This window comes from Bradyrhizobium sp. UFLA06-24 (genome assembly GCF_054967145.1).
Genome location: NZ_JADFUE010000012.1, coordinates 72,579 through 89,170 on the forward strand (window position 1 = coordinate 72,579; position 16,592 = coordinate 89,170).

Here is a 16,592-nt window from a genome sequence, read left to right on the forward strand (position 1 = left end):
GCGTGCCGATAGATCTCATTATCTTCGATTGCGACGGGGTGCTGGTGGACAGCGAGGTGATCTCCTGTCGCGCGCATGCGGATGTGCTGACGCGGCACGGTTATCCTATTACCTCGGAACAGGTGTTGGTCCGTTTCCTCGGTGTCTCCGAGAAAGACGCACGGCGGATGGTCGAACAGGAAATTGGTCGTAGTCTCCCCGACGATCTCGAAAAGCAGGTGAATGCGGCCACGCTGCAATTTTACGCCAGCGATCTGCAACCGATCACCCATGTCGCCGCAGCGATCGGGGCAATCGACTTGCCGAAATGCGTGGCATCGAGCGGTACACCCGACAAGATCCTTCACGGCCTGACCTGCGCCGGATTGTACGACCTGCTCGCTCCGCACATCTTTTCGGCGAGCCAGGTCGCACGCGGCAAACCCGCGCCCGATCTGTTCCTGTTTGCTGCCGACCAGATGAAGGTCGCGCCGGAACGGTGCATCGTGATCGAGGATAGCGTCCCCGGAGTGACCGGCGCGCACGCCGCCGGGATGACCGTGCTGGGCTTTGACGGCGGCAGCCACTGCCCGCCGGGTCACGCCGAAAGGCTGCGGGCGGCGGGCGCCAACCTGACGTTCGAGGACATGCGCCAATTGCCGGAATTGGTCCGGCAGGTCGCGGCGGACGCCCTAACGGGCTGAATCGGGTCCAAAATCTCCAAATTCAGGGCTGAAGCGGGCTGCGAGTGGCCGCAATATCCCGTATGGCCCTCCATTCGCTGGATTTTCAGCCCCTCAGCCTATATCTGAGGGCCGTCCTCCACCGCCATTTTCGGGTTCCATGACGCCGCCGCGCAAGCTGCACATCAAATCATATGGTTGCCAGATGAACGTCTACGATGCCCAGCGCATGGTGGACACGCTGGCTCCGGAAGGATTCGTGGAGACCACGAGCGCCGAGGACGCCGACCTCGTCATCCTCAACACCTGCCATATCCGCGAGAAGGCCTCCGAAAAGGTCTATTCCGAGCTCGGCCGCTTGCGCGTCGCCAAGGACGAGGCCGCGCGCGGCGGCCGGACGATGCAGATCGCGGTCGCCGGCTGCGTGGCGCAGGCGGAAGGCGAAGAGATCGTGCGCCGGGCGCCTACGGTCGACGTCGTGGTCGGCCCGCAGAGCTATCATCACCTGCCCCAATTGTTGAAACGCGCCGGCAACGAAGGCCGCGCGATCGAGACCGAATTTCCCGCCGCCGACAAGTTCGGCTTTCTCGCCCAGCCCAGGCCCGACGCGATCCGTGCGCGCGGCATTTCCGCGTTCGTCACGGTGCAGGAAGGCTGCGACAAATTCTGCACTTTTTGCGTGGTGCCTTACACGCGCGGCGCGGAAGTCTCGCGACCCGTCGCGAAGATCGTCGACGACGTGAAGCGTCTCGCCGACAACGGCGTGCGCGAACTCACGCTGATCGGCCAGAACGTCAACGCCTATCACGGCGAGGGACCCGACGGAAAAAGCTGGGGTCTTGGCCGATTGCTGGAGCATCTGGCCAAAATTCCCGGCATCGCGCGGCTGCGCTATTCGACCAGCCACCCCCGCGACGTCGATGACAGCCTGATTGAGGCCCATCGCGACCTCGATGCCTTGATGCCGTTCGTGCACCTGCCGGTTCAGTCCGGCTCCGACCGGATTCTGGCCGCCATGAACCGGAAACATACCGCCGATGATTATCGACGCGTCATCGATCGTTTCCGTACGGCGCGCCAAGACATTGCTTTTTCATCAGATTTTATCGTCGGCTTCCCCGGCGAGAGCGAGCAAGATTTTCTCGCCACCCTCGCGCTTGTCGCACAAATCGGCTACGCTGCGGCTTATTCGTTCAAATACTCCGCCCGGCCGGGAACGCCGGCCGCGGATATGCAGGAGACGGTGTCCCCCGCCGAGATGGACCAGCGATTGGAGCGGCTCCAGGAACTGATCGACAGCCAGCAATCGGCCTTCAACAAGGCTGCGATTGGCTCAACGGTCGACGTGCTGTTCGAACGTCCGGCGCGCAAGGAGGGCCAGATCGTCGGCCGCACCGGCTTCCTCCAGCCCGCGCATGTGATGGCCTCGCGCGACATCATCGGACAGATCCTGCCGGTCAGGATCGACAGCCTCGAGCGCTACAGTTTCCTCGGCGAGCTTGCCACGCCACGCAATGCGCGCGAGCCCGCTTTATCATCCATCGCCACTGGAGCCTGAACCCTTGCCAAAAAGCGCATCGGATTCGTCTTCTATCGCTCCCAGCCGCAAGTTTGACCGCGACATGCAAGTTCCGCCCGAGACCCAGGTCGTCATCGATTTCGACGATAACCGCGCCGCGTCCGCGCTGGTCGGGCCCTATGGCCAGAACCTGGCGCAGATCGAGCGCAGGCTCGGCGTCGTCGTCGACTCCAAGGGCAACCACATCACCATCGGCGGCACCCGCGACGGCTGCGACGCGGCGCGCCGCGTACTGGAAACCCTCTACGCCCACGCGGTGAAGGGGCAGGATGTCGACCAGGGCGAGGTCGAAGGCGCGATCCGCGCCGTGATCGCACAAGGCTCGCTGTTCGAGTTCGATGCCAAGTCGGCGAAGTCGAGCTTCGACAGCATCAATTTGCGCAAGCGCCCGGTGCGCGCGCGCACGGCGGCGCAAGACTCCTACATCCGCGCGTTGAAGCGCCACGAGCTGGTGTTCGGCATCGGCCCCGCCGGCACCGGCAAGACCTGGCTCGCGGTTGCGCATGCCGCGCAATTGTTCGAGCGCAAGGAGGTCGACAGGATCATTCTGTCGCGTCCGGCGGTGGAAGCCGGCGAGCGGCTCGGCTTCCTGCCCGGCGACCTCCGCGAGAAGGTCGATCCCTATCTTCGCCCGATCTATGATGCCCTCTACGATCTCATGGATGCGCGCATCGTCGAGCGCGCGCTGCAGACCGGCGAGATCGAGATCGCGCCGCTCGCCTTCATGCGCGGCCGCACGCTGACCAATGCCGCGATCATCCTCGACGAAGCGCAGAACACCACATCGATGCAGATGAAGATGTTCTTGACCCGTCTCGGCGAGAACAGCCGCATGATCGTCACCGGCGACCCCTCGCAGATCGACCTGCCGAACGGCCAGACCTCGGGTCTGGCCGAAGCGACCCGTCTGCTCAATGGCGTCGAAGGCATCGCGCAAGTTCATTTCAAGGCCGAGGACGTGATCCGCCACGAGCTCGTGGCACGAATCGTCGCCGCTTATGAAGGGTCGCCGCAGCGGCCGCCGGCCGGCAACAAATCCTGACGAGATAACAGCGGGACCATCCGGGCGCGAACACGGCGCCCAATCGTTCCGAACAAAGCCATGTCGCATCCCAACCTTCCCATCACCGAGGTCCTCATCGTCGCCGATTGCTGGCAAAGCGAGCCTGACGCCGAAGCCGTGATCCAGCGCGCCGTCGCCGCCGCCGCCGAATCCGTCGATGAAGACGTTGCGGATGCGGAAGTGGCGGTGATGCTGACCGACGATGCCGGCATTCGCACGCTCAACAGCAACTGGCGCGGCATGGACAAGCCGACCAATGTGCTGTCGTTTCCGGCGCTTCAGCCGGAGAGCGAATGGAAGCCGGGCGATGCGCCGCGCATGCTCGGCGACATCGCGATCGCCTTCGAGACGATGCGGCGCGAGGCGGACGAGGAACACAAGCCGTTCGAACATCATTTGAGTCATCTCGCGGTGCACGGTTTCCTTCACCTGATCGGTTACGATCACGAGAACGACGACGACGCGGAAGAAATGGAAGCGCTCGAAGCCGAGATCCTGGCCCACCTCGGCATCCCCGATCCCTATGCAGACCGCGCGGGGTCGCACTGATGCCGGATTCAGATCCTGTTCACGACAATCCGCGCAACACGACGAATCTGCCGGCCGTCGTGACGCCTGGCGAGGTCATGCGCCCGACCGCAGAAGGTTGGCTGCTGCGCGCGATCCGCACGCTGTTCGGCTGGAAGGCGGGATCGGTACGCGACGATCTCCAGGTCGTGCTCGATGCGACGGCGCCCGGCGACACCGGCTTCTCCGCGGTCGAGCGCACCATGCTGCGCAATATCCTCGGCCTGCACGAGCGCCGGATCGCCGACGTCATGGTGCATCGCGCCGACATCGTCGCGGTGAAGCGCGACATTCCGCTCGGCGAATTGATGGACCGCTTCGAGAGCGCGGGCCATTCGCGCCTCGTCGTCTACAACGAGACGCTCGACGATCCCGTCGGCATCGTCCACATCCGCGATTTGCTTGCCTTCATGACCGTGCGGGCGCGCGTCTCGGAGGCCACCAAGACCAAGCGCAAGAAGCCGCTGCCGGCCGGGCTGGATCTGAAAGCGGTGGACCTCGCGCTGCCGCTGCAGGACGCGCGCATCATCCGCAAGCTGCTCTATGTGCCGCCGTCGATGCGCGCGATCGACCTGTTGGCGCAGATGCAGGCCACACGCATTCATCTCGCGCTGGTCGTCGACGAATACGGCGGCAGCGATGGCCTCGTTTCCCTCGAGGACATCGTCGAGCAGATCGTCGGCGAGATCGACGACGAGCATGACAGCGACGAGCCGCCCTCGATCGTGCGGCTGCCCGACAATGCCTTCATTGCGGACGCCCGCGCCAGTCTCGACGACGTGCGCACCGTGATCGGCCAAGACTTCGTCATCGGCGAGGCCGGCGAGGAGGTGGAGACGCTGGGCGGTTATCTCGTCAGCTTCGTCGGCCGCCTGCCGGTGCGCGGCGAGGTGATCTCGGGCCCCGGCACTTACGAGATCGAGGTGCTCGATGCCGATCCACGCCGCGTCAAGCGGCTGCGCATCTCGACCCGGAAGGAACGCCCCGCGCCCCGCACCCAGCGCGAGCGAAGCCGCCGCGAGGCGGCGCCCGACAGCGGTCAGCCGCAGGCCGGCGACACGCCAGCCCCGCCGCCAGCCGACGGGACCGGCCCGCAGTGAGCGCCTTCCAGCGGTTCAGGCAGATTGCGCTTGCCGTCATCCTTACCTGGGGATGGAAACGCGCGCTGCTGGCGATGGCGTGCGGCGCGCTATCGGTGCTGGCGCTGGCACCATTCAACATCTTTCCGGTGCTGTTCATCACCTTCCCGGTGATGGTCTGGCTGATCGACGGCGCCGGTGCCGGACGATATGGCGGCGTCCCTGCCGCAGCGCTGACAGGCTATTGGTTCGGACTCGGCTATTTCGTCCCCGGCCTCTACTGGATCGGCTACGCCTTCTTCGTCGACGCCGACGTGTTCGCCTGGCTCACGCCGTTCGCCGTGCTGGGGCTGCCGGCCTACCTTTCGATTTTCACGGCGATCGGTTTTGCGCTGGCGCGACTGCTCTGGACCAAGGATGCCACCCGTATTCTCGCGCTCGCCGCGAGCCTCACGGTCGGTGAATGGTTGCGCGGCCACGTGCTCACCGGCTTTCCCTGGAATGCCTTCGGCTATGCGCTGTCGGAGCCGTTGGCGCTGGCGCAGACGGCTTCGCTGATCGGCCAATGGGGCATGACGTTCCTCACCGTTGCGATCTTCGCGAGCCCCGCGGTGCTGATCGACCGCACGCGCGATCGCAGCCCGGCATGGCGCGTGCCGGCCGCGGCGATTGCGCTGCTGGTCGTCATGGGAATCTTCGGCGCCATCCGCATGTCGCTGCATCCGACCACGATGGTTGCAGGTGCCAAGCTGCGCCTGATGCAGCCCAACCTCCAGCAGGACCTTAAATTCAACTACTCCGCCAAGGCGGAGGTGATGAGGAAATATCTGGCGCTGTCGGACCGTGCGTCCGGCCCCCAAGCGACTGGCGTGAGCGCTGCCACCATCCTGATCTGGCCGGAATCTGCTTTTCCGTTCTTCCTGACCCGCGAAGCCGATGCCATGGCGCAAATCGCCGAGCTGCTGCCTAAAGGCACGGTGCTGATCACCGGCTCGGTGCGCGCGCCCGATCTGCCACCCGGCACCCCGATCACGCGGGCCTACAATTCGATCTACGTGATCGACCACGACGGCAGCGTGCTCGCCGTTTACGACAAGCTGCATTTGGTTCCGTTCGGGGAATATCTGCCGTACCAGAGCATCATGGAGAAGCTCGGCTTCGAGCAGCTGACGCGGATGCGCGGCGGCTTCATCGCCGGGACGGTGCGGCACGTGCTGCCGGTGCCAGGTGCCCCGCCCGCGTCGCCATCGATCTGCTACGAGGCGATCTTTCCCGGCGAGGTTGGGACGCGTGACGAGCGCCCGGGTTGGATGGTGAACCTCACCAATGACGGATGGTTCGGTATCTCGACCGGTCCCTATCAGCATCTGGAGCAGGCGCGGATGCGTGCCGTCGAGCAGGGACTGCCGCTGGTCCGCTCTGCCAATACCGGTATCTCGGCGGTGATCGATCCCATGGGGCGCACGGTGGCCAGCCTCGGCCTCGGGATCGAAGGCATCTTGGACGCAGGCCTGCCCACCGCAATTCCGCCCACGATCTATGCGAAGGTCGGTGACATCCCCGCGGCCATGCTCGTTGCGCTGGCCGTGATTTTGGCGGTGCGCCGTCGTGTTGCCAAACGGCTCCCCTGATCGCGCTAACGCTTTCCGGCAAGACGGCGGAAACTTTTGACAACCGTAGTCCCACCGTTGACAGACTGCATGCGGCCTCCCCATTCTGCACCGGCTGCGCAAGACAGGGGTGCATTGCTAAATTTCTCCGCAATGTTTCCCCAATCAGAGTGAAGTTTGGCGTCGCTGGCACCTGAGGCAATTCCTTCGATTGCGCCGACGGTGATGTTTGGAGGGCTGAGGAAATGTCGAAAGCGCCCAACCCTGTTGACAAATATGTCGGCAGTCGCGTGCGCATGCGCCGCATCATGTTGGGCATGAGTCAGGAAAAGCTCGGTGAAGCTTTGGGCCTGACGTTCCAGCAGATTCAGAAGTACGAGAAGGGCACGAACCGGGTCGGCGCGAGCCGAATCCAGCAGATTGCCGAGATTCTTCAGGTGCCGGTGTCGTTCCTGTTCGAGGGCGGACCGAGCGGCGTGCCCGGCCCCGACGGCTTCGCTGAAGGTGCATCGCCCTCTTACGTGTCCGACTTCCTCGCGACGTCGGAAGGGCTCGCACTGACCAAGGCGTTCACGCGAATCACCGATTCGAAGCTGCGTCGCTCGATCGTCGATCTCGTCGAGCAGATCGCCGCACGCGAAGGCCCGGACAAGCGCTGACGCGCGCTATTCATTCCGATTTGAGACTGCGCCAAATCTGGCCTATGTCGTCATTTGCGGACTGCGCTTTACGCTGTCTCCGCTGAAGTGATGCGATTTGAAGGCACAGATACGTCCATGGCGAAATCCAATTCGTTCGATTCCCAAACTATCCTCGCTGGTATCCGCCGCTGGGTGGAGATCGAGACGCCGACGGAAGTGCCCGAACAGGTCAACAAGCTGACCTCGATGGTTGCCGACCATTATCGCGATCTGCCCGTGACGCTCGAACGCGTTGCCGGCGTCGACGGCTGTGGCGATCATCTCCTGGTGCGATCGACCTGGGGGCAGGACCGGCCCGGTATTCTGGTGCTCAGTCATCTCGATACCGTTCACCCCCTGGGCTTCATCTCGCGCCTGCCGTTCAAGGTCGAGGGCGACAGCGCATTCGGTCCCGGCATCTACGACATGAAGGGTGGCGCCTACATCGCCTATCACGCGTTTCGCGAACTCTGCGCCGCATCCGATCGCCCGCCGCTCGGCATCACCCACCTGTTCACCTCCGACGAGGAGATCGGCAGCCCGACTTCGCGTGCGCTGATTGAGAACGAGGGGCGCAAGGCCAAATACGTGCTGGTGACGGAGCCGGCGCGCGACGGCGGCAAGATCGTCACCGGACGCAAGGGCGTCGGACGATTCGAGGTCTTCATCAAAGGCGTGCCCGCGCATGCCGGCTCGCGCCCCGAAGACGGCCGCAGCGCCATCCGCGAACTCGCCAACGTCATCCAGACGCTGGAAGCAATGAACGACCTGAAGCGCGGCGTCACCGTCAATGTCGGCGTGGTGCGCGGCGGCACGCGCCCCAATGTCACGCCGGAAGAGGCCTATGCCGAAGTCGATCTGCGCGTGCCTGGTTTCGAAGATGCGGAAGAGTTCGTCGGCAAGATCCTCGGCCTGACATCGAAGACTGACGGCGTGACCGTGACCGTCACCGGCGAGCTCAATCGTCCTCCCTACGAGAAGGGCAATGCCGGCGCCTCCCTGTACGAGCATGCGAAGACGCTTGCCGCCGAACTCGGCTTCGAGCTGATCGACACCCACACCGGCGGCGGCTCGGACGGCAATTTCACGGCGCCGCACACCGGCACGCTCGACGGGCTCGGCGTCGACGGCAAGGGCGCGCACACTCATTATGAGCAGCTCTATGTCTCCTCGCTCGAGCCGCGCGCGCGGCTGCTCTACCGCCTCTATCAGACGCTGCGATGAGCGAACGCAAATCAGATCCCGACCGCAGCGAGGGCGAGCGGGCCTTCTTCGGGCGGCGCAAGGGCCACAAGCTCAGGCAGCATCAGGCCGAACTGATCGATCATCTGCTGCCGCATCTGTCGCTCGACATCACTATGCCGCGGCCGGCGAATGCCGCCGAGATATTCGATCCCGCCGCCGAAGATCTGCGGCTCGAGATCGGCTTCGGCGGCGGCGAGCATCTCGCGGCGGAAGCGCAGAACTTTCGGACGACCGGCTTCATCGGCTGCGAACCCTACGTCAACGGCATGGCCAAGATCCTGGCGCAGATCGAGGCCGCCAACATCGGCAACATCCGCCTGTTCGCCGGCGATGCGGCCGAGCTGCTCGCCTGGTTACCTGATGCCTCGCTGTCGCGGATTGATCTGATCCATCCGGATCCATGGCCGAAACGACGACACTGGAAGCGCCGCTTCGTTCAGGATCGCACGATCGCCGCGATGGCGCGCGTGCTGAAGGCGGGCGGTGAGTTCCGTTTCGTCTGCGATATCGACGACTACTGCGCCTGGACGCTATCGCATCTTGCGCGCGCGCCGGACTTTCAATGGCTCGCGGAACACGCAGATGATTTCCGAAAGCCTTGGGCCGGCTACACCATGACGCGCTACGGACGAAAGGCCGCGCGCGAGGGCCGCAAAGCGGCCTATTTGCGTTTTCGCAGAAGCTAGATCGTCCGCCGGTTGCGCCAGAAATTCACGACGCGCTCGGCGGTGGTTGGCATCAGGCGGGTGAAGTTCATTCGCGCCGCTTCGAGATCGGCATCGGCCGGGGTGCGATGCGGTCCGTACCACATCAGGATCAGCGCGCGCACCGTAGGCCAGCCAAGATTCAGGACCCGGCCGAGGACGAGGATCGGGTCGTAGCGATCGCCCGCGATCAGGCGATCGAGGATCGAAAGCCTGACGCCGGACATCGCCGACAGCGTGGCGAGCGACTCCTCGTATTTGTGCGCTTTGGCGAAGCCGAGCAGCGCACTCTCACCGAGATGGCCGTCACGATGCAGGCCGAGCACCGTGCGCTGCGCGGCCGAGAAATCGCGCCGCGGCCCGGGCGGCAACGCAGCCTCCTCGATCGCGGCCATGGCGCGCTTGATCTCGACCTGGCGCGTCGGATTGACCACGCTGGAGAGACGACGCCTGATGACGTCGAGCGTGCCGTTCAGAAGCTCCTTGAGGTTCTCGCCCGAGAGATCCTCGCGCTGGCCGATCTTGAGCGTCAGCACGCCATCCTGGCTGGCGCGCTTGATCAGCTCCGAATAGCCCCCCGGCGAGAAATGCGCACCGGCATTGCCGGCCGCGCGGCGGACCACGTCGCGATCGCCGCGCTCGACCAGCACGTCGGTGATTTGCGTCGACAGCGTCGGCCGCTCCGTCATCGCCAGCAGATGGCCCTGCCCCTTCAGCCGGGCGATCTCGACCAGTGCGGCTTCATCGAGCACGGGCGAGCGGCGCAACACCGGACCTGCCACCATGATCTCGTTTTCACGGGCGAGCTGGCCCACCAGATGACGCGGCGCATTGTCCACCCGCGAGAAGCGCTCGGCGAGATCGACCCGCGCGGCAAGCTCCGCATGCGGGACGAGATCGATCAGGAGATCGTCGAAGAGATCGACGAGCTCGGGACGGAGTTTTGAGGGGTCCTGGAAAAACAGCGCGGCAATGGCGCTCGCGATCTCGCCACGGCGCCGGGGATCGCCGCGTTTGACGATATCGTCCAGTCCGGGAATGAGCGACGTGGCAACGGTCATGAAACGCAACTCGAATCTGGCACGCCGTGGGCGCGCCATAGCTCAAGCCGCCCCACAAGCTCGAAATTTAGGCTTGCTTCGTGAAGGAAGCGTTGCTCCCTTGGGCGCCTGTCGGCGCTCCCGGGGCGGGTCGCCTGGGCTCAAAAAGCCCGCATCGGCCCGCAAGAGGCCTTGTCCGGACAGGCGGAAAGGGCTATATCAGCGCCAATTCATCTTCTCATACGATCCGCGTAGTGAGAGTGGGCCCGAAAGGACCCGCTCTTTTTTATTACCTGAACGCGGCTTGGCGGAAGATGCGGCCTGGTTCCGAAGCAGGCTCTGAAGTTTAAACCAAGCCTTAACCATCGACACTATCGAGCGCCTTGACCCCTGATATGACCGAACCGACCTCTGGTTCCACCAATGCCGAATTGCTGGCCGAGCCGAGGCTCGTGGTCGAGCCGGGCGTGGCGGCACGGGTGTCCGCGGTCGCGGCGCCGGTGCTGGAAGGCATGGGCTACCGCCTGGTGCGGATCCGCATCTCCGGCGAGGCCGGCTGCACCGTGCAGATCATGGCCGAGCGGCCCGACGGTTCGATGCAGCTCGAGGATTGCGAGGCGATCTCGCGGGCGCTCTCGCCCGTGCTCGACGTCGCCGACCCCATCGATCGCGCCTACCGGCTGGAAATCTCCTCGCCGGGGATCGACCGTCCGCTGGTGCGCCGCTCTGATTTCGAGCGCTATTCCGGCCATCTGGTGAAGATCGAGATGGCTGTCGCCCATGAAGGGCGCAAGCGGTTCCGCGGTACGCTCGGCGCTGTGGAAGGCGGCCGCGTGCATCTGCGTCGCGACGACGTCAAAGCGGGCGACAATCCGGACGTTCTCCTGACGATGGAAGACATCGGCGAAGCGCGGCTGGTGCTGACCGATGAGCTGATCGCTGAATCCATGCGCCGCGGCAAGGCCGAGGAGCGCCAGATGCGCCGGGATCTCGGTCTCGCGCCGCCCCAGGCGCCGCACGCCAAGATCAGCGAAAAAACCACCAAGAACACCAAGCCGAAAAAGAAACCGGCCCCGACCAATACCAAGAAACATCGTCTTGCCGCCGAACGCGCGCGGCGCGGCGAGATCGAGCCTGACGAAGGAGACTAGCCATGGCAGTCAGCGCCAACAGACTTGAATTGCTCCAGATCGCCGACGCCGTCGCCCGCGAAAAATCGATCGACCGCGGCATCGTCATCGCGGCGATGGAGGATGCCATCGCCAAGGCGGCGCGGGCCCGTTACGGCAGCGAGACTGACGTTCACGCCGAGATCGACCCGAAGAAGGGCGAGCTGCGGCTGTCGCGTCACATGCTGGTGGTCGACAAAGTCGAAAACCACTCCAACCAGATCTCGCTGGTCGATGCGCAGCGCGCCAATCCCGGCGCCCAGGTCGGCGACACCATTGCCGACACGCTGCCGCCGCTGGAATACGGCCGCATCGCCGCGCAGTCGGCCAAGCAGGTGATCGTGCAGAAGGTGCGCGAGGCCGAGCGCGACCGGCAATATCAGGAATTCAAGGACCGCATCGGCGACATCGTCAACGGCGTCGTCAAGCGCGTCGAATATGGCAGCGTAATCGTCGATCTCGGTCGTGGTGAAGCCATCATCCGCCGCGACGAGATGCTGCCGCGCGAAGTGTTCCGCAACGGCGACCGCGTCCGCGCCTACATCTTCGACGTCCGCCGCGAGACGCGCGGTCCGCAGATCTTCCTCTCGCGCACTCATCCGCAATTCATGGCGAAGCTGTTCGCGCAGGAAGTGCCTGAAATCTACGACGGCATCGTCGAGATCAAGGCAGTGGCCCGCGATCCGGGCTCGCGCGCGAAAATCGGCGTGATCTCCCGCGACTCCTCGGTCGATCCGGTCGGCGCCTGCGTCGGTATGCGCGGCTCGCGCGTGCAGGCGGTGGTGAACGAGTTGCAGGGCGAGAAGATCGACATCATCCCCTGGTCGCCCGATATCGCGACCTTCGTGGTCAACGCGCTGGCGCCCGCTGAAGTCTCCAAGGTCGTCATCGACGAGGACCGCGAGCGCATCGAGGTCGTGGTCCCCGACACCAACAACCAGCTCTCGCTGGCGATTGGTCGTCGCGGCCAGAACGTCCGCCTGGCCTCGCAGCTCACGGGCTGGGACATCGACATCCTGACCGAGCAGGAGGAATCGGAGCGCCGCCAGGCCGACTTCGAGAACTCCACCCGCGTCTTCATGGAATCGCTCAACGTCGACGAGGTGGTCGGCCAGTTGCTCGCGTCCGAAGGCTTCACCTCGGTCGAGGAACTGGCGATGGTGGACCTCAAGGAACTCGCCGGCATCGAGGGTTTCGACGAGGAGACCGCGCAGGAGCTGCAGAGCCGCGCCCGTGAATACCTCGACCAGCAGGAAGCCGAGATTGAAGCCAGGCGCAAGGAACTGGGTGTCGAGGACGCCGTGAAGGACGTCCCGGGTGTGACCTCGAAGATGCTGGTGAAGTTCGGCGAGAACGACATCAAGACGGTCGAGGACCTGGCCGGCTGCGCCACCGACGATCTGGTCGGCTGGACCGAGCGCAAGGAAGGCGGCGAACAGACCAAGTTCGCCGGCGCGCTCGATGGTCTCGGCATCTCCCGCGACGATGCGGAAGCCATGATCATGCAGGCCCGCGTCAAGGCCGGCTGGATCACCGAGGCGGACCTCGCCAAGCCAGCCGAAGAGGCTGACGCGGCCGAAGATCAGCCGGCTTAAGGGCGACGGAGGATGTCGCCCGGATGCTTGCCAGCGCTGACAGCGAACTTGACCATGGACCGCGGGCCGAAAGGTCCGCGACCATGCGCATGTGCGCGGTCAGCCGGGAGGTCCGGCCGATCGACGAGCTGATCCGCTTCGTCGTATCGCCCGCGGGCGACATAGTTCCCGACCTCAAGCGCAAGCTGCCTGGACGGGGCATGTGGGTCACGGCGTCGCGACAGGTGGTTGCGGAAGCCGTTCGCCGTCACCAATTTACCAAAGCCTTCAAGCGCGACCTGCGCATTTCCAAGACGCTTCCTGCCGACATCGAGGCGCTCCTGGTCCGGAGCGTGATCGAAGCCCTTGGGATCGCCGCCAAGGCGCGGCAGGTCGTCGCCGGGTTCGGCAAGGTCGAAAGCGCCCTGCGGGAAGGCACGGTCGAGGCCCTGATCCACGCCAGCGACGGGGCCGCGGACGGAATCCGTAAATTGGACACGCTGGCGCGGCAAAATGACGGAAATCGCGGTGTTCAGCCGCCGATTCCCGTCGTCACCGCATTGAAATCTGCAGAATTGGATTTGGCACTCACCCGGTCAAATGTGATACATGCTGCCCTGCTCGCGGGCCCGGCGAGCAAGACATTCCTGTCACGTAGCCAGATGCTGGTCCGATACCGGCTGGCGGACGATGACAAGACTGCCGAAAAGCACGGCCAGGATTTCTGAAGACAACGACGACCCGATAGGACGGTGCGGCAACGCACAACACTGATAAATCAGGATTAGGACCGCTGAATGGTTGATACCAAGACCCCTGACGACAAGAAGCTGAGCGTTCCGAGCAAGACGCTATCGCTCAAGCCGCGCGTCGAAACGGGCACTGTGCGCCAGAGCTTCAGCCATGGCCGCAGCAAGCAGGTCGTGGTCGAGAAGCGCGGCAAGCGTCGCATCGATGGCAGCCCTGAGCCGCAGGCGCCTACGGTCGTCGCAAAGCCGGCGCCGGCCGCACCTGCGCCCACCCCCTCACGTTCGGCGCCGCCGCGCAACGCCGGCTCCGGCGTCGTGCTGCGCACGTTGACCGAGGACGAGCGTTCTGCCCGCGCCAGCGCGCTCGCCGATGCCAAGGTTCGTGAAGTCGAGGAGCGCCGCCAGGCCGAGGAGGAGGCCCAGCGCCGCGCCGTCCGCGAGGCCGCCGAGCGCGCCGAGCGCGAAGCTGCCGAATCCCGCCGCAAGGCCGAGGAAGAGCGTCATCGTCACGAGGAAGAAGCCAGGCGCAAGGCGGAGACCGAAGCCAAGAAGCGTTTTGGCGAAGGCGAGCAGCCGGCAGCGGCCGCGCGTCCCGCCTCGACGGCCTCAGCCCCGGCGACCAGTGCTCCGCGCCCCGGGCCGACCACGACCCGGCCGGGAGCCGCCACGACCGCTCGCCCGGCGACGACCACGACGTCGCGGCCCGGCGGCCCCGTGGGTCGCACGCCCGCTGTCGCGGCCGGACCTGACGAAGACGATGGTCCGCGCCAGATCCGGCGTGGCCCCGGCGGCGCCGCTCGTCCCGCGGCAGCGCCCAAGACCACGCACAAGCCCGGCCCGCAGAAGGAGCGCGGCCGCCTCACGGTCGTGACCGCTCTCAACGCCGACGACGTGCGCGAGCGTTCGATCGCCTCGTTCCGCCGCCGCACCCAGCGGCTGAAGGGCCACGCCTCGAACGAGCCGAAGGAAAAGCTCATTCGCGAAGTGACGATCCCGGAAGCGATTACCATCCAGGAACTCGCCAACCGCATGTCCGAGCGCGCGGTCGACGTCATCCGCATGCTGATGAAGCAAGGCGCGATGCACAAGATCACCGACGTGATCGACGCCGATACCGCCCAGCTGATCGCCGAAGAGCTCGGCCACACCGTCAAGCGCGTCGCCGCGTCGGACGTTGAGGAAGGCCTGTTCGACCAGGTCGACGATTCCACGGACACCGAGACGCGTTCGCCTGTCGTCACCGTGATGGGCCACGTCGACCACGGCAAGACCTCGCTGCTCGACGCGCTCCGCCATGCCAACGTGGTCTCAGGCGAAGCCGGCGGCATCACCCAGCATATCGGCGCCTATCAGGTGGTGTCGCCCGAAAGCGGCAAGAAGATCACCTTCATCGACACGCCCGGCCACGCCGCGTTCACCGCGATGCGCGCCCGCGGCGCAAAGGTCACCGACATCGTGGTGCTGGTGGTCGCGGCCGATGACGGCGTCATGCCGCAGACGGTCGAGGCCATCAATCACGCCAAGGCGGCGCGCGTGCCGATCATCGTTGCCATCAACAAGATCGACAAGCCCGACGCCAAGCCCGAGCGTGTCCGCACCGAGCTGCTCCAGCACGAGGTGCAGGTCGAATCGTTCGGCGGCGACGTGGTCGACGTCGAAGTGTCGGCCAAGAACAAGACCAATCTCGACAAGCTGCTCGAGATGATCGCGCTCCAGGCCGAAATCCTCGACCTGAAGACCAACTCCGAGCGTCCGGCCGAAGGCACCGTGATCGAAGCCAAGCTCGATCGCGGCCGTGGTCCGGTCGCGACCGTGCTGGTCCAGCGCGGCACGCTTCGTGTCGGCGACATCATCGTCGCCGGCGCCGAGATGGGCCGCGTCCGGGCGCTGATCTCGGATCAGGGCGAGACCGTGCAGGAGGCCGGCCCCTCGGTGCCGGTCGAGGTGCTCGGCTTCAACGGCCCGCCGGAAGCCGGCGACCGTCTCGCGGTGGTCGAGAACGAAGCCCGCGCCCGCCAGGTCACCAGCTACCGCGCGCACCAGAAGCGCGAGAACGCGGCGGCCTCGATCTCAGGCATGCGCGGCTCGCTCGAGCAGATGATGTCGCAGCTGAAGACGGCGGGCCGCAAGGAGTTCCCGCTGATCGTCAAGGCCGACGTGCAGGGCTCGCTGGAAGCGATCCTCGGCTCGCTGGAGAAGCTCGGCACCGACGAAGTCGCAGCCCGCATTCTGCACGCCGGCGTCGGCGGCATCTCGGAGTCGGACGTGACGCTCGCCGAAGGCTTCAACGCCGCGATCATCGGCTTCTCGGTGCGTGCCAACAAGGAGGCGGCAGCCGCCGCCAAGCGCAACGGCATCGAGATCCGCTACTACAACATCATCTACGACCTCGTGGACGACGTGAAGAAGGCGATGAGCGGCCTGCTCGCGCCGACCCTGCGCGAAACCATGCTGGGCAATGCCGAGATCCTGGAGATCTTCAACATCTCCAAGGTCGGCAAGGTCGCCGGCTGCCGTGTCACCGACGGCACCGTGGAACGCGGCGCCAATGTGCGCCTGATCCGCGACAACGTCGTCGTGCACGAAGGCAAGCTGTCGACGCTGAAGCGCTTCAAGGACGAAGTGAAGGAAGTCCAGTCCGGTCAGGAATGCGGCATGGCCTTCGAGAACTATCACGACATGCGGGCCGGTGACGTCATCGAGTGTTATCGCGTGGAGACGATCCAGCGCTCCCTGTAAGTCCAAATCTTACCGAAGCGCCCGGATCTTTTTGAACTGAAATTGCGGGAGTGCGATGGCCGGATTTTTCCGGCCATCCACGCTCCATTCGTTTCAACAGGACAAATGACAATGCTCGTGTCCCAAGCGCGG

At 65.0% G+C, this 16,592-nt stretch carries 14 protein-coding genes; 13 read left to right on the plus strand and 1 reads right to left on the minus strand.

Going from position 1 to position 16,592, the window contains the following annotated elements:
- Positions 1 to 2: 2 nt before the first annotated feature.
- From IF809_RS12865 to trmB, 9 genes are all read left to right on the plus strand, one after another.
- The gene (locus tag IF809_RS12865; RefSeq protein ID WP_462837743.1) at positions 3 to 683 is read left to right on the plus strand and encodes an HAD family hydrolase; all 681 of its coding nucleotides are present in this window, start codon (positions 3 to 5) and stop codon (positions 681 to 683) included.
- 139 nt (positions 684 to 822) lie between these two features.
- Entirely contained in the window at positions 823 to 2,220 is a 1,398-nt protein-coding gene (gene miaB, locus IF809_RS12870; protein WP_462837744.1) for a tRNA (N6-isopentenyl adenosine(37)-C2)-methylthiotransferase MiaB, read from the plus strand.
- Between the two features lie 64 nt (positions 2,221 to 2,284).
- Positions 2,285 to 3,283 carry a PhoH family protein gene (locus IF809_RS12875; protein ID WP_128963087.1) on the plus strand — a complete coding sequence of 333 codons (999 nt, stop codon included), beginning with the start codon at positions 2,285 to 2,287 and terminating at the stop codon, positions 3,281 to 3,283.
- A 60-nt stretch (positions 3,284 to 3,343) separates the two neighbouring features.
- On the plus strand, positions 3,344 to 3,853 hold the full coding sequence (gene ybeY / locus IF809_RS12880) for an rRNA maturation RNase YbeY (protein ID WP_462837745.1): 510 nt from the start codon (positions 3,344 to 3,346) through the stop codon (positions 3,851 to 3,853).
- Positions 3,853 to 4,971, plus strand: a complete 1,119-nt coding sequence (locus tag IF809_RS12885) for a hemolysin family protein (RefSeq protein ID WP_128963089.1) — start codon at positions 3,853 to 3,855, stop codon at positions 4,969 to 4,971. The genes ybeY and IF809_RS12885 overlap by 1 nt, the downstream gene beginning before the upstream one ends.
- Positions 4,968 to 6,581: an apolipoprotein N-acyltransferase gene (lnt, locus tag IF809_RS12890; RefSeq protein ID WP_462837746.1), complete on the plus strand. Its 1,614-nt coding sequence runs from the start codon at positions 4,968 to 4,970 to the stop codon at positions 6,579 to 6,581. Before IF809_RS12885 ends, lnt begins: the two co-directional genes overlap by 4 nt.
- A gap of 224 nt (positions 6,582 to 6,805) precedes the next feature.
- A complete protein-coding gene (locus tag IF809_RS12895) occupies positions 6,806 to 7,219 on the plus strand; it encodes a helix-turn-helix domain-containing protein (protein WP_128963091.1) in 414 nt (137 codons plus the stop codon).
- A gap of 117 nt (positions 7,220 to 7,336) precedes the next feature.
- Positions 7,337 to 8,464, plus strand: a complete 1,128-nt coding sequence (locus tag IF809_RS12900; RefSeq protein WP_462837747.1) for a M20 family metallopeptidase — start codon at positions 7,337 to 7,339, stop codon at positions 8,462 to 8,464.
- Positions 8,461 to 9,171 (plus strand): tRNA (guanosine(46)-N7)-methyltransferase TrmB, encoded by a 711-nt coding sequence (trmB, locus tag IF809_RS12905; RefSeq protein WP_462837748.1) that lies wholly within the window; start codon positions 8,461 to 8,463, stop codon positions 9,169 to 9,171. Before IF809_RS12900 ends, trmB begins: the two co-directional genes overlap by 4 nt.
- On the opposite strand, the gene IF809_RS12910 is transcribed toward trmB, so the two are convergent.
- On the minus strand, positions 9,168 to 10,250 hold the full coding sequence (locus IF809_RS12910) for a DUF2336 domain-containing protein (RefSeq protein WP_462837749.1): 1,083 nt from the start codon (positions 10,248 to 10,250) through the stop codon (positions 9,168 to 9,170). The genes trmB and IF809_RS12910 overlap by 4 nt on opposite strands.
- Before the next feature lie 374 nt (positions 10,251 to 10,624).
- Between IF809_RS12910 and rimP the strand changes: the two genes are divergently transcribed.
- The 4 genes from rimP to infB all read left to right on the plus strand — a co-directional run bounded on the left by rimP (position 10,625) and on the right by infB (position 16,460).
- Positions 10,625 to 11,380: a ribosome maturation factor RimP gene (gene rimP, locus IF809_RS12915; protein WP_462837750.1), complete on the plus strand. Its 756-nt coding sequence runs from the start codon at positions 10,625 to 10,627 to the stop codon at positions 11,378 to 11,380.
- Between the two features lie 2 nt (positions 11,381 to 11,382).
- Positions 11,383 to 12,993, plus strand: a complete 1,611-nt coding sequence (gene nusA, locus IF809_RS12920) for a transcription termination factor NusA (protein ID WP_128963096.1) — start codon at positions 11,383 to 11,385, stop codon at positions 12,991 to 12,993.
- 23 nt (positions 12,994 to 13,016) lie between these two features.
- Positions 13,017 to 13,700, plus strand: a complete 684-nt coding sequence (locus tag IF809_RS12925; protein ID WP_128963097.1) for an RNA-binding protein — start codon at positions 13,017 to 13,019, stop codon at positions 13,698 to 13,700.
- A 69-nt stretch (positions 13,701 to 13,769) separates the two neighbouring features.
- Positions 13,770 to 16,460, plus strand: a complete 2,691-nt coding sequence (gene infB / locus IF809_RS12930) for a translation initiation factor IF-2 (protein WP_462837751.1) — start codon at positions 13,770 to 13,772, stop codon at positions 16,458 to 16,460.
- Positions 16,461 to 16,592 lie beyond the last annotated feature (132 nt).